At 40.7% G+C, this 14,055-nt stretch carries 13 protein-coding genes and 1 pseudogene; 4 read left to right on the top strand and 10 right to left on the bottom strand.

Annotated elements, in window-relative coordinates; genetic code table 11:
• Positions 1 to 40: 40 nt before the first annotated feature.
• Positions 41 to 316 carry a hypothetical protein gene (locus DER53_RS12130; RefSeq protein ID WP_062754235.1) on the bottom strand — a complete coding sequence of 92 codons (276 nt, stop codon included), beginning with the start codon at positions 314 to 316 and terminating at the stop codon, positions 41 to 43.
• Between the two features lie 199 nt (positions 317 to 515).
• On the opposite strand from DER53_RS12130, the gene DER53_RS12125 reads away from it, so the two are divergent.
• Both DER53_RS12125 and map read left to right on the top strand, forming a co-directional pair.
• Positions 516 to 1,829: an ATP-binding protein gene (locus tag DER53_RS12125; RefSeq protein WP_015863785.1), complete on the top strand. Its 1,314-nt coding sequence runs from the start codon at positions 516 to 518 to the stop codon at positions 1,827 to 1,829.
• Positions 1,830 to 2,083: 254 nt separating this feature from the next.
• A complete protein-coding gene (gene map, locus DER53_RS12120) occupies positions 2,084 to 2,833 on the top strand; it encodes a type I methionyl aminopeptidase (protein ID WP_062754237.1) in 750 nt (249 codons plus the stop codon).
• A 198-nt stretch (positions 2,834 to 3,031) separates the two neighbouring features.
• On the opposite strand, the gene DER53_RS12115 is transcribed toward map, so the two are convergent.
• The gene (locus tag DER53_RS12115; protein WP_015863783.1) at positions 3,032 to 3,433 is read right to left on the bottom strand and encodes a secondary thiamine-phosphate synthase enzyme YjbQ; all 402 of its coding nucleotides are present in this window, start codon (positions 3,431 to 3,433) and stop codon (positions 3,032 to 3,034) included.
• 91 nt (positions 3,434 to 3,524) lie between these two features.
• On the opposite strand from DER53_RS12115, the gene DER53_RS12110 reads away from it, so the two are divergent.
• Entirely contained in the window at positions 3,525 to 4,451 is a 927-nt protein-coding gene (locus DER53_RS12110) for an MBL fold metallo-hydrolase (protein ID WP_062754239.1), read from the top strand.
• A 96-nt stretch (positions 4,452 to 4,547) separates the two neighbouring features.
• On the opposite strand, the pseudogene DER53_RS12105 reads toward DER53_RS12110, so the two are convergent.
• The 7 genes and pseudogenes from DER53_RS12105 to DER53_RS12075 all read right to left on the bottom strand — a co-directional run.
• Positions 4,548 to 4,697, bottom strand: a pseudogene (locus DER53_RS12105) (TIGR03943 family putative permease subunit); the annotation flags it as partial.
• Positions 4,698 to 4,850: 153 nt separating this feature from the next.
• On the bottom strand, positions 4,851 to 6,722 hold the full coding sequence (locus tag DER53_RS12100) for a PTS fructose transporter subunit IIABC (protein WP_062754243.1): 1,872 nt from the start codon (positions 6,720 to 6,722) through the stop codon (positions 4,851 to 4,853).
• A gap of 28 nt (positions 6,723 to 6,750) precedes the next feature.
• Positions 6,751 to 7,662, bottom strand: a complete 912-nt coding sequence (gene pfkB / locus DER53_RS12095) for a 1-phosphofructokinase (RefSeq protein WP_062754244.1) — start codon at positions 7,660 to 7,662, stop codon at positions 6,751 to 6,753.
• Positions 7,659 to 8,411, bottom strand: coding sequence for a DeoR/GlpR family DNA-binding transcription regulator (locus DER53_RS12090; protein WP_062754246.1), 753 nt, complete (start codon positions 8,409 to 8,411; stop codon positions 7,659 to 7,661). The genes pfkB and DER53_RS12090 overlap by 4 nt, the downstream gene beginning before the upstream one ends.
• A 160-nt stretch (positions 8,412 to 8,571) precedes the next feature.
• On the bottom strand, positions 8,572 to 10,422 hold the full coding sequence (locus DER53_RS12085; RefSeq protein ID WP_062754248.1) for a diguanylate cyclase: 1,851 nt from the start codon (positions 10,420 to 10,422) through the stop codon (positions 8,572 to 8,574).
• A 208-nt stretch (positions 10,423 to 10,630) separates the two neighbouring features.
• Positions 10,631 to 11,206, bottom strand: a complete 576-nt coding sequence (locus tag DER53_RS12080; protein WP_062754250.1) for a DUF5317 domain-containing protein — start codon at positions 11,204 to 11,206, stop codon at positions 10,631 to 10,633.
• Between the two features lie 249 nt (positions 11,207 to 11,455).
• Positions 11,456 to 11,617 carry a FeoB-associated Cys-rich membrane protein gene (locus tag DER53_RS12075; RefSeq protein ID WP_073967954.1) on the bottom strand — a complete coding sequence of 54 codons (162 nt, stop codon included), beginning with the start codon at positions 11,615 to 11,617 and terminating at the stop codon, positions 11,456 to 11,458.
• A 249-nt stretch (positions 11,618 to 11,866) separates the two neighbouring features.
• Here DER53_RS12075 and DER53_RS12070 point away from each other — a divergent pair, with 249 nt between their 5' ends.
• Positions 11,867 to 12,826 carry a bile acid:sodium symporter family protein gene (locus tag DER53_RS12070; RefSeq protein ID WP_062754252.1) on the top strand — a complete coding sequence of 320 codons (960 nt, stop codon included), beginning with the start codon at positions 11,867 to 11,869 and terminating at the stop codon, positions 12,824 to 12,826.
• Positions 12,827 to 12,854: 28 nt separating this feature from the next.
• Here the strand turns inward: DER53_RS12070 and DER53_RS12065 are convergent, their stop codons facing one another.
• Positions 12,855 to 13,790 (bottom strand): endonuclease I family protein, encoded by a 936-nt coding sequence (locus tag DER53_RS12065; protein WP_062754254.1) that lies wholly within the window; start codon positions 13,788 to 13,790, stop codon positions 12,855 to 12,857.
• Between the last annotated feature and the right edge of the window lie 265 nt (positions 13,791 to 14,055).

Genomic DNA, 14,055 nt, shown 5'->3' with positions numbered 1-14,055 from the left:
ACGATATAATAAATTTTTTCGTTTAACGTTTGTTCCTGTTTCACTCGATGGAGTGTGGCACTTTCTCTTTTAGAAAGGCGCATACAGCTTTTTCAGCTTCAGCTGGTATGCATTTACAGACGTTTTCCCGCTTTTTTAAGCTTTCTACTAACTTTTCTTCGCCGGCAATCTCTAAATCGACAGCTCCTCCTTTCTTTGCCGTATGTACAGCTGGCTCTTTTGTCCACACATTCGGTGCTGTTTCATTGAGCACATTCCATAACCCTATCCCCTTCTTCAACGCCAGTGCAGCTGAAAGATAGACCTCTTTTTCCAAACGATTCCTCTTAAGTTATATTTTTAGTTAAAAAATAGTATAGAATAACTATCTGTTTTTTGTTGAAAAACAAAGATTTATGTCAAAAAAACACTATAAATTCACTCTTAACATCCGACATGTTTATTGTTTACAATGTAATATATTTAATCGTTAAATTTGCTTCTATATACCGTATTACGAGAAAGAAGGTGCTGCTATGCTTGCTATTTTAAAAGATTTTTTACTAAATTTGTTCTTTATTCTTATTCCAATTTTTATCGTTCCTTTATGGGTGGAAGAAAGAAATATACCTAGACATATCAAACAACATTTGTTCACCGTTTGTTTGGCACTCGTCATTATTTTATGTATCACCATTCCTGTCAGTTCGGATCCAGATTTCATTTTCGATTTGAGGCAAATACCTCTTTGGTTAGGGAGTCTATATAAAGGGCCAGCAACAAGCTTGTTTTTATGTTTAGTAACCATTGGTTGCCGCTTGTTGTTTGGAGGGGCCGGATTTCTCGTTACGGTCATTACCTCAATATTTATTATGATAACAAGCATGACTTTATCGAAAAAATTTTTGCAGCTATCATCTAAGCATCGTATATTGCTTGCCACTGCACTATGCGCGTTTTCGGGATCTTTATCCCTCGAACTGGCCCAAATGTTTCAAGGTATTTCATCATCGTCCTCTATCATGTCACTTACCTATTTGTTTGTTCAACCGATATTTATGCTGATTGTCTGCTCATTAAAAGAAATGATATATAAAAATATGGAATTGCGGAAACGAATTATCCGTGCGGAAAAAATGGAAGTAGTGAGTCATCTAGCAGCATCCATTTCCCACGAAATACGAAATCCGCTTACCGCTGCGCGCGGGTTTATGCAATTGTTGGAGCAACACCATCTTTCTCCTGAAAAACGGAAGCAATACATACAAATCGCCATTGAAGAGTTGGATCGTGCAGAAGCGATCATTACCGATTACTTAACTTTTGCGAAACCAGCCCCCGAATCGGTAGAAAAGCTGAATGTCAAAACAGAAATTGAGCGCGTGATTGACCTTTTACGCCCGTTTGCTAACATGAACAGTGTGGAAGTAAAAACAACATTAGCGCCGTTTACGATAACTGGAGAGCGCGAAAAATTCCGCCAATGTTTACTCAATATTATGAAAAACTCCATCGAGGCAATGCCAAACGGCGGTGTGCTGCAAATTTACGTTTCTATTGAAAAACAGCGCATGCTTATTCGAATTTCTGACACGGGAGTCGGCATGACAAAAGAACAAATCGATCGGCTAGGAGAACCGTATTTTACAGCAAAAGGAATTAAAGGCACTGGCCTCGGCATGATGGTAGTATACCGCATTATTGAATCCATGAATGGGACGATTCATATTAAAAGTGAAATACATAAAGGAACAGAAGTATCGATTTATCTTCCACTTTCTTCGTCAAATTCTCACGATCTCACAAACGAAGAAAAAAAGTTTCTGCAGCATTATAAAACGTCAACATGATCGAAGACCTAAAGAGCGCTCTATTTCTAGCAGCCGGTACGATTTGTTACATACTTTCTTTTTTCATCAAAAACAGAGTGTTCGTGCTATTTTTTTCGGAAAATTACGTAAATTGGAAATCACCTTGCTGTGACTCCCTTTCGTTTATCTCTACACTATTTTTTGTTACAATACACAATAGATTTTGTTGCATTACGGCATATATAAATTTTATGATATTCATTTCCAAATCATTAATGAAAAGGAGATTTTCCATGATTCATGTAAAAACAGAAAGAGAAATTAAATTGATGCACGAAGCAGGAAAATTATTGGCAGCTTGCCATCAAGAAATTGCCCAGTTAATTAAGCCAGGAATTACCACAATGGAAATCGACCGCTTTGTAGAAACGTTTTTAGCAAAGCATGGCGCAAAACCGGAACAAAAAGGATATCGAGGTTATCCTTACGCAACGTGCGCTTCGATCAACGACGAAATTTGCCATGGTTTTCCTCGTAATGAGCCGTTAAAAAACGGGGATATTGTGACGATCGATTTTGTTGTTAATTTGCACGGAGCGCTTGCCGATTCCGCATGGACATATGCGGTTGGGGATGTAAGCGAAGAAGTGAAAAAATTGCTTTATGTAACAGAACAATCTCTATATAAAGGGATTGAACAGGCTGTTATCGGCAATCGCATCGGGGATATTGGCTATGCGATCCAAACATATGTCGAAGCAAACGGCTTTTCTGTCGTCCGTGATTTTACTGGACACGGAATTGGGCCAACGATTCACGAAGAACCATACATTCCTCACTTTGGTGAAAAAGGAAAAGGATTGCGCCTAAAAGAAGGAATGGTGATTACGATTGAACCGATGGTAAACATCGGCGCATGGCAAAGCAAAATGGATCAAAACGGCTGGACGGCAAGAACGGTTGACGGTTCTTATTCCGCACAATATGAGCATACGATTGCCATTACGAAAAACGGTCCGCTCATTTTAACGGCTCTTTCCTAATCACCAAACAGAAAAGGACTAACGGTTTCGTTAGTCCTTTTTCTAATCGGCGTATTTTAGTTTACATAATATTATTATAGTTATGTTAGTTTCATCAATGCGATGAACCAGCCATTGAAAACAAAATCTCATCGTGACGATCGATCTTAGGCCTTTATATACATCTAAAAAATATTAGTGACGAAGGATGCCAGTTGTTTACCCTTCGACCACTTTCACATAAAACGTCCGTTGGCGCGGGCCGTCATATTCGCAAAAATAGATTCCTTGCCATGTTCCTAAAAGCAGCTTTCCATGCGTAATAATGACATGTTGTGACGCACCGACCGTGCTTGCCTTCATATGTGCCGCTGTATTCCCTTCCATATGACGATCAAGCGGATGCTCCCACGGATACGTTTCATCAAAACGCCGGATCATATCCCGCTTCACATCAGGGTCGGCATTTTCGTTAATCGTAATTCCGGCGGTTGTATGCGGACAATAAACAATCGCGAATCCTTCTCTCACTCCAGCTTGACGAACCGTTTGTTCGACGAATGAAGTGATGTCAACCATTTCATCCCGCTTTGTTGTTCGAATCGTAAATGATTGCAACATATTTTTCTTCACCACCAAGCAAAAATTTGTTACTGAAAAAATCATTTTGCTACTCTTATATTATAGCGCACATAAAAAGGGTGAAAAGCAGATGAAGAGATACGAAAACTTAGATGGAGTTTCGACAAAAAAAACGTTTTCTGATTTTCGCCGCTGGCAAAAGGAACGGAAAAACAAAAAGAAAGATTTATCGTATCAAGTTCCTCATGCCGACCCGCCGCAATATCCACTTCTTCATACGAACCGTTTTCGCACATTGCTTTCTTGGGTCGGGCATTCTACGTTTGTGATCCAACTAAACGGTATCACCATCGTCACCGATCCCGTATGGGCAACGCGCATGGGAACAGCAAAACGGCTTACGGAGCCCGGCATTTCACTGAATAACATGCCCAAAGTCGATGTCGTGCTTATTTCTCATGGCCATTATGATCATTTGCATTTTCCGAGCATTCGAAAATTAAAAGGAACGCCGCGCATATTCGTTCCTGTTGGGCTTGGCCGTTTATTCCGGCGAAAAGGATATAAGCAAGTGACGGAATTCGAATGGTGGGAAGAACAATCGTTTGGCGATGTGACCTTTACGTTTGTTCCGGCGCAACATTGGACAAGGCGGACGTTATGGGATATGAACACGTCCCACTGGGGTGGCTGGGTCATGCGGTCGAAGGAAAAACCGACGATATATTTTGCTGGCGATAGCGGCTATTTCCGTGGATTCCGAGATATTGGCGAACGCTTTTCGATTGACTATGCGCTTCTTCCGATCGGCGCGTATGAGCCGGAATGGTTTATGGGTCCGCAGCACGTCACTCCTGAAGAAGCGGTACAAGCCTTTGTCGACTGTCAAGCAGACTACTTTATTCCAATGCATTATGGCGCGTTTCGTCTTGCCGATGACACTCCGAAGGAAGCGCTTGACCGTTTGCTTGCTGAATGGAAGCGGCGCGGTCTGGACGAGAGCAGGCTAAAATGTCTAAAACTTGGAGAAGTGCTGGATTGTGATATACATTCATAAAGAAAAGGAGCCTTGCAATTGGCTCCTTCTTTTCCTAGGATATATTCATACAAGATGGGATGCTTTCGAAAATTTATTCAGTTCCTTTCTCATATCATAGTCATCTTTACCGTAATAAATGCTCGTATCTGGCCGCAAAAGCTGCCGTTGGACAAACGGATCCTCGCTTTTGGTTGTAAATCCCCGTATGTGAAAAACTTTTGCTTTCACCATGTCCGAATCAAGCGTTGCTGCTGGAAGAAGCAAGTTGAAGAAATGTCTTCATCATATCGATAAGTTCTCCTTTTGCAACATTGCAATTGTTTATTGTACCATGAATTACTCTTTTATTCATGAAAAATTCATGAGAATCATCCTTCTATAAAAAAGCTGAGCGACAATCCCGCTCAGCTTTTTCTATTATTCCTCTACTTCTTTTTTCCACAAGCCAACCATCAAAGCAGTAATGATCGAACCGATCAAAATCGCTAATACGTATAATAAAGAACTTCCTTTTACAATTGGAATAACGAAAATTCCACCATGCGGAGCTGGAAGGCCAATGTGAAACAACATCGTCAGCGCTCCGCTGACCGCAGAGCCGACAATGATGGATGGAATGACGCGTACCGGGTCGGCTGCCGCAAACGGAATCGCCCCTTCTGTAATGAACGTCGCTCCCATGATATAGCATGTTTTTCCAGCTTCACGTTCCGCTTTTGTAAATTTCTTTTTAAAGAATGTCGTCGCAAGAGCCAGCCCTAACGGCGGCACCATTCCTCCGGCCATGATCGCTGCGTGCGGAGCATAATTTCCAGCATCAATCATAGCAATCCCAAACGTAAATGCCGCTTTGTTGATCGGGCCGCCCATATCAACCGCCATCATGCCGCCAAGAATCGCGCCAAGTAAAATTAAGTTTGCCGTTCCCATATTTTCAAGCCAATGCTTCATTGCCTCATTTAACGCCTTCACTGGATCGATAACAACATACATCATAATAAGTCCCGTAATGAAAATGCCAAAAAGCGGATAAAGCAACACTGGTTTGATTCCCTCAAGCGACTGTGGCAGATGGCTAAATACTTTTTTCAACCCAACCACTAAATACCCGGCAAGAAAGCCTGCGATTAACCCGCCTAAAAAGCCGGCGCCGCCATTTGCCGCCATGAAACCGCCTACCATCCCTGGCGCAAAACCAGGCCGGTCCGCAATACTCATGGCAATAAAACCAGCAAGCACTGGAATCATCAACGCAAAGGCGTTTCCTCCACCGATATCCATAAGCGCTTTCGCTATCGGATGATACGACGGATCTTTTGGATCAAACGCTTTAATACCGAAGATAAACGATATCGCAATCAAAATACCTCCGCCGACAACGAATGGAAGCATGTTGGAAACTCCGTTCATTAAATGTTTATAAAATCCTGTACGCGGCTTTCCTACCGTTGTCGCCTCTTTCGCGCTGCTTCCTTGATAAATCGGCGCATCCTGCCTGAGAGCTTGCTCAATTAGCTCTTTCGGTTTACGAATCGCTTGCGCAACCGGTACTTGAATCACATGTTTTCCTTTGAACCGCTCCATTTCCACTTGCTTATCCGCCGCAACGATGACCGCAACCGCTTCCTCAATATCTTGCTTGGTTAATTCGTTTTTCACTCCGCTAGAACCGTTTGTTTCTACTTTTATATCCACATCCATTTCCGCTGCTTTTGCTTTTAAAGCATCTGCCGCCATATACGTATGAGCGATTCCTGTCGGGCAAGCAGTAACGGCAATGACTTTTTTGCGCTTCGAAGGTGAAGATGCCGTATGTTCTGCTTCTTTCGTTTCCTCTGCCTCTTTTTCTGCAATCAACCGAATAAATTCCTCTTCGTTTGAAGCGCTTTCAATCCGCGCGCGGAAAGAGGAATCCATTAGCATGGACGACAAGCGGGCAAGCGCTTCTAAATGTGTATTATTCGCTCCTTCTGGCGCCGCGATCATAAAAAACAAGCGGCTCGGTTTTCCATCAAGCGCGTCATAGTCAATGCCGCTCTCAGAACGGCCAAACGCTACGGCAGGTCGCTTTACCGCGGCTGTTTTCGCATGAGGAATGGCAATTCCATCACCGACACCGGTCGTGCTTTGTGCTTCACGCGCAAAAATCGCTTCTTTGAACGCTTGTGCGTCACGCAACACTCCCGCTTCTTGCAGTTTCGCGACAAGTTCATCAATTACTTCTTCTTTTGTTTTCGCTTTCAATTGGAGAATAATTGTTTCCTTTGTAAGCAAATCGGTAATTTTCATCAAAATGGTCCCCCTTTTTCATATGACCTTAGAAACGCATGACATTTACTTCATGTACTAGCTGTTCGACACAGTCTTTTGTGCATAAATCTTCAGAAAATGCAGTTGCACTTCCAGATGCGACACTATAAGCAAACGCTTCTTCCAAACTTTTTCCGCTTGTATACGCCGCAAGAAACCCCGCCACCATCGAATCACCGGCACCAACGGAATTTTTTACTGTTCCCTTCGGTGCCTCAGCAAATAATGTCATTTCTCTATTAAAGTAGAAAGCGCCATTTCCTGCCATCGAAACGATGACATTTTCTACACCTAATTCCACTAACCGGCGGCCATAGACCATGATCTCGTCTTTCGAGTGAAAAGTCGTATCAAACAGCTCGGCTAATTCTTTATGATTTGGCTTTGCCAAAAATGCTTTCCGCATGAGCAATGATTTTAATGCCGGGCCGCTTGTATCTACGACGACTTTTGCTTTCACTTTTTTTGCTTCGTCAATGATTTTCCCATAAACGTCCGGAGACAAAGAAGACGGTATGCTTCCTGCCAAAACGACGATATCATTTTCCGTTAATGCGCGAATTTTTTCCATGAATTCCGCTTCATGTTCCGGCTGAATCATTGGCCCTTGACCGTTAATTTCCGTTTCTTTTCCTGATTTTAGCTTCACATTAATGCGCGTATTCCCTGGCACTTCGACAAAATCACAGGTAATGTTTTCGCTTTGTAATTGTTCGATAATGAACGCACCGGTAAATCCGCCGATAAATCCTAACGCCGTGCTCTCTATACCGAGCCTCTTAAGAACACGGGAGACATTGATCCCTTTTCCACCGGGGAATGTCAACGTTTTCACAGCACGGTTTAATTCGCCAATGCGAAGCTCGTCCACGTGCACAATATAATCAACAGATGGATTTAATGTACATGTATAGATCATTTTGTCACAACCTCTACTGCTGTTTTTGCTTTATATGGTTCTAGCCATTCTTCAGCTAATTCATTCGTAATCAGCGTCGCCTCATGCAGTTCAGCGATTTTGGCAAACGCGCTTTCATTAAGTTTTGAATGATCGGCAAGCACATACGCTTTTTGGGATAGCTGCATTGCTGTATATTTTACCATCGCCTCTTCCGGATCAGGTGTTGTGTACCCATATTCGTAGTGAACGCCGTTGGCACCGATAAAACATTTGTCAAAACTATAGCTTTTTAATGATTGCAATGCGCCGCGGCCAATGAGCGCTTTCGTTTTCTTTTTCATAAAACCGCCAAGTAAATATGTCGGAACGTCATATTCCAGAAGCATATCCAAATGCATAATACCATTCGTCACGACAACGATATCTTTGCCATGCAGATGCGGAATCATTTCGAACGTCGTCGTCCCAGCGTCTAAATAAATACAATCACCGTTTTGCACAAGACTTGCCGCATACTCAGCAATCCGCTTCTTTTCTTGTATATGTTTTGTTGATTTTTCTAAGACGCTTAATTCTTCCCGCTTCTTTTGAAGAAGTGTTGCTCCACCATGAATACGCCGCAATTTTTTCTCTTTTTCCAACTGCGTTAAATCTCGGCGAATCGTTGACTCCGATGAATTAGTCGCCTCGACTAGCTCTTGCAGCTTCACTACTTCTTTTTCTGCGAGAAGCTCCAATATAATGCGGTGACGTTCTTCTGTGAGCAACTATTCCACCTCCTCGGATGGAAATGATCATTTTATACTTTTATCATAAACGAAAGCGGTTTAAAAATCAATCATTTTCAATCAAAATCTTTCAAATTAAGTCATGTATAATCAAAAAAACATTCAAATTCAATCATTTTCGCAAAAATGAAAAGCTGCCTCATTGGACAGCTTTGTTATCATGATATTTCTCCGGTTGTTCATGAACACGCGATAAATATTTTTCTTGAATAAACTTTGTAAATAATTTAGCGTAAAAGGGATCGAACTGTGTGCCTGCGCAACGCATAATTTCGGATACTGCCTCTTCAAACGTTTTCGTGCGTTGGTACGGCCGTTCTGTCGTCATCGCATCAAACGAATCAATAATACATAAAATACGAGCAAGTTTTGGAATTTCTTCTCCTTTAAGTCCATATGGATATCCTTTTCCATCATAGCGCTCATGGTGAAGTTCGACAAGGGGAATTAAATCATCAAACTGTTTTTCCGCTGCGATAATTTCTTTTCCCCATGTTACATGTTTCTTCACAATCTCCCATTCATGCCGTTCCAATTTTCCTTCTTTGTTTAAAATATCCCTTGGCACTTCGATTTTTCCGATATCGTGAATTAACGCTCCTAAAACAAGCGTTTGTCTTTCATGGTCGGTTAACTCTAACTTTTCACAAAACTCAAGTGCATATTTAAAAACACGTTTACTGTGACGATATGTATAGATATCTTTCGACAAAAAAATTTTCAGTTTTTGTTCCATCGCATCTAATTCTTCTTTAAATTGAATCGTATCTAGCAAAATATTATGCTCATTATACACTTGGACGTTATTCTTTCCCTGAGCTTTAGCATAATAAAGCGCTTGGTCAGCTCTATGAATCAACTCACCACTTTCGTATATCCCACTTTCATATTCTACAATTCCACATGAAAAGGAAAGGCAACGAGAAGGAATATGCTCTACCCCAGCAAAATATGTATCGTTTGCCTTTTTACGTAATCTGTCTAAAAAAGAAAATGCCTCTTCTTTTCTTGTATTCGGCATCAAAATAGCAAATTCTTCGCCTCCATATCGCGCCACTACATATTTTTTTTCTTTCGTTTCCATTTTTAATAGTTCTCCAAAAAACTGCAGAAGTGCATCTCCACGCAAATGACCATTGCGATCGTTATATTTTTTAAAATCATCCAGATCAAGCAGCGCTAAACAAAATGGCTGCTGCAACTTTTTCGCATCGGAGAAATATTCATTTAATGTTTCCTTAAAAAATCCATGATTATACAAACCTGTTAAATGGTCTTTGTTAGCTCTTTCTGAAACATCTTGATACAAATATAAAAACTTACGGAACGCAAACGATAGTAACACAACTAGAATCGTGAATAAAAATAAACCGAAAAATCTTTGCTCTTTCAATAAAATCGTTAATACTAAAGACAACAACAAGGTCACAGAATAACTGATACAAGCTTCTTTCAAAATTCCCATATCAAAAGTACCTTTAAACATCTGTCCAGAAAAAAAGAAAAAGAGAAACATTAACAAAATATTCAAGCTAAAATACACTAATAGGCTAATCATATATGGAAATAAATTATGGGTATTGATTTCACCAATCTTTCCACCGAATAATATGAAAGAATAATACGCTCCTACTATCATTAGGCAATACATAGAAAAGTTAAAAATATGCTTCCATAAAGCAACTCTTTTTTTATACATTAATTCAATAATAATACTTACAAATAATACATTAATTGTTAAAGAGATTCCATATAAAAAGATAGAAGCTAAATAAATCGCTGAGTCCATAGAAAACGAATTATCTTTCGGTGGAAGATGAATAGTAAAGTAACTTAATAAAAGAATAGACGCTGATAACATATAAATTAAAACCCAATCCTCTACGGATTGAGTAAAAAAATCAGCTTTCCAAAAACAGAGGAATATACCCAAAAGATAAATAAACGTTACATACCATTTGACGTAATTTTTTAAACAACCTGCCGACATCTTTACCAACTCTCATTAAAAAAAATTTTAAGGGAGAAGTGATCTCGCATCTCCCTTTAATTATAGCAACATATACGTCAGTCTAAAAAACTATGTCAATCTAAATCCCGAAGTTAATGCCACGATCACAGAACCAATAATGAAAAGATTGATAAGTACTTGTTTTACTTTGACACTCATACTGATTGCCTCCTTAAATATTATTATATTATTTACTCGCAGGGGCGGTAGATGTTTTTTTGCTAGGTGCACTAAGCATTAGATGCTGAATAAATAAAAATGCCCCTACGTTCATTACGACATCGCCAATGCTGATGACTTGCTGGCGCGGATATGGCGGTGAAAGCGGAATAATATCACCTAGAAACGGCAGCAACGTCTCTTGCGTAATCGCTTGATGTTTGCCGTACACTCCCGCTTGCAATGCATCTATGTATTCACGGCCGAGAAATTGTGCAGCCTCAACCGACACAGGCATCCTTCCGCCGTTTACAGCCATAACGATAAAATTTAACAGCACTCCCGCAAAAATAACAATAAATCCAGGCTGGTTTCGGTTAAGCCAAAGAAAAAGAAGGCCAATCACATATACGAGAAGAAATAAGGTGTTGCTTAGTTTGGCAATAATCGCAACTTTATCTTGCAAGGCAAAAATAACGAACTGCACCACCAACAATAATGGAAACAGCCATCCCCCGCGCAGCTTCATATGCGCAAGCCCTTTCAAACTTCCTCCACGAAAAAAACCGATCACAAGCGATAATAAAATGCCATCATAAACCATTATGTTTTCTCCTCATCATTACATACACAGAAGATTCTATGTTTTCAAAACTATTTTCTTCTATACTTCATTAATATCGATTTTTTTCGACAATGTAAATAGTACTTTTTGACTATTTATAGTAATTTTTTTCTATTTTCCCTAAAATTCACGGTTATTAGATGCTCTTTCCAACTAAATTCGACATTCTTATCTGCAAGCACAAAAATAAGGATTCTCTATACTATTAATAGAGAATCCTCATACTATTTATATACGATTTTCTTGTTGGTAAGGCGTGCAAGAACCTTGACAATTATCAGCAAGAGAGCAACTAGCACATTTTCCTTTTGAACTTTTCTTAATGTGGCGGACAAGCATCCAACCGGCATAACTAAAAATAACGCCACCGATTACAATATTTGCTATAATATCACAATCAGAAATTTCAAAAGTGATTTTTTTCACACTTTTGGTACGGTCACAATAAGTTCACAAATACAATACGATGGGTGTACCCACTAGAGAAAGGAGTAGACTAAGTACAAATATAAAAAATATACATATAAAAAATATACATATAAAAAATATACATATAAAAAATATACATTCTGTATAATTGAACTTTTCAGAATAATATATATAATATTTTTTATATTCCCTACATAAGGAGGACAAACAATGAATACATTAGCTAAATTCAGCAATTTTGTTGGAAACACCTTTGCTGTCTGGGTGCTTCTTTTTGCCGCTCTTGCTTTTTATGATCCAAACGCTTTTACATGGATCGCTCCATACATAGTCCCGCTGCTTGGTGTTGTCATGTTTGGCATGGGTCTTACCTTATCACCCAATGATTTTAAAGAAGTATTCAAACGCCCGGTAGAGGTGCTGATCGGTGTAATCGCCCAATTTCTCATTATGCCGCTTGTCGCTTTTTTGCTTGCTCGTTATTTGCCGGTTTCGCGGGAAGTCGCTCTTGGCATTCTTCTCGTTGGCTGTTGTCCGGGTGGAACAGCATCTAACGTGATGACCTATTTGGCCAAAGGAGATACCGCGCTGTCGGTCGCCGTGACATCCGTTTCTACGATACTAGCGCCGATTTTGACGCCGTCGCTGATGTTGCTGCTTGCCGGAAAATGGCTGTCCGTTTCTGCCGCGGCATTGTTTTGGTCAATTGTAAAAGTTGTCCTAATTCCGATTATTTTGGGGTTGATTGTACAAGCCCTTTTCCAAAAGCAAGTGAAAACGTTCATCCCAGTCCTGCCACTCGTTTCTGTCATCGCAATTGTCGCCATTGTCGCGGCTGTCGTCGGGCAAAACCAGCAGGCAATTGCAAAAAGCGGGCTTGCCATCTTCTTAATCGTCGTCATTCATAACGGGCTTGGATTATTGCTTGGCTATTGGTTTGCAAAATTATTTCGTTTGTCAGCGCCAAAGCAAAAAGCGATTTCCATTGAAGTCGGCATGCAAAATTCCGGGCTTGGGGCCGCGCTCGCAACCGCTCATTTTTCACCGCTTGCTGCTGTTCCAAGCGCTATTTTCAGCGTCTGGCATAACATTTCCGGTCCGATTGCCGCAACCTATTTCCGTAAAAAAAGCGAGAAGGAAGAAGCGGAACAATCAACGTTTTCGGCATAAAAACTGGTTCCCCACGGGGAACCGTTTTTTATGGCACCAATTTGATCGGAAACACAATTCGTTCCGCAAGCGATGGGATATCAATGAACGGATTGCGATTTCCTTGAATGAGAAAAATAGCGCGGTTGCGATGCTTCTCATAAATGGTAACGGGAAATTCCTGATGCCAGCGAACAAGAAGGGGAACGTCAATTTTGTGGCGAAACGCTTTTGCGATTGTGTTCGGATAGCGAAGCAGAAAATACAGCATTGCCCGCGCCACCGTTCCTTTTCCGTATTCTGGTTCGAAATAACCGTTTTCCGCAACGCCGCAGCGGTTTTGAATCTTTTCTTCCGGTGACTCCGGCTTGTAAAACGAAAAATCGGCGTACGGAAAGTTAGAGCGTAACGTATTGCATTTAGGATGGCAGACAAAGAGATGGTGCAAATCCCCTTTCATCGGCTCTCTTGCTCCAAACCACGATTGCGGAACGACATGTTCAGCGTTAAACTTCCATTGCTGTTCGATTTTTTTTATTCGCCTAATTTCTATTTGTTCCCATTCTCTCGCTTTTTTCAGTAATTTCCGAAATTCGTCATGTCGTTTTTTCATCGTGTCGTAATCTTGAATAATTAATATCTTCGGATCTTTTCTCTCCCCCGAATATATGCTTCTTACTGACCCATCTGGATACAAATCAACCCATGTATACAAATATTCATCTTTGCTGAAAAAGTAAGGCAGCCTTCGCTTATGCGTCCGTGACACCAGCCTATGATACATAACAAATAACGTTAGTCCATCCCCATCTACAGGTACACGACGATAATATTGCTCCATCGCTTGGCGATCTTCTTGTTCATCATAATACACATTCTCATTAACTTCGATATATTGCTGGTTTTCTTGCAATATCGCTATTTGTTCACTACGGTCATCTCCTTGCCATTGCTGGAGTTCTTCCAACTGTTTCCGTATTTCCACCGTTCCACCCTACTTCCTCTCCCTGTTCCTTTTCTCTTTTTGTATACAGTTTACCATGGACGCTTTCGTTTGGTTATCCAAAAAATAAAGTTCTCCCTTTTTATTTCGGCGAACTTTTTTAATGAAGCTTACCGCACATCACAAACAACATGACACCAAAAAGAACAGCAGCCATCCCTGCCGCATGAACGCAGGGACTAATTTTGTACGCGCATATTTCATCACCGGCAAACCCCAAATCGTGCATAAGGCCACTGTATTATTT

It is taken from the genome of Parageobacillus toebii NBRC 107807 (genome assembly GCF_003688615.2).
Lineage (GTDB): Bacteria > Bacillota > Bacilli > Bacillales > Anoxybacillaceae > Parageobacillus_B > Parageobacillus_B toebii.
The sequence above is the reverse complement of the archived record's forward strand: the minus strand, read 5'-3'. Positions and strand labels throughout refer to the sequence as shown.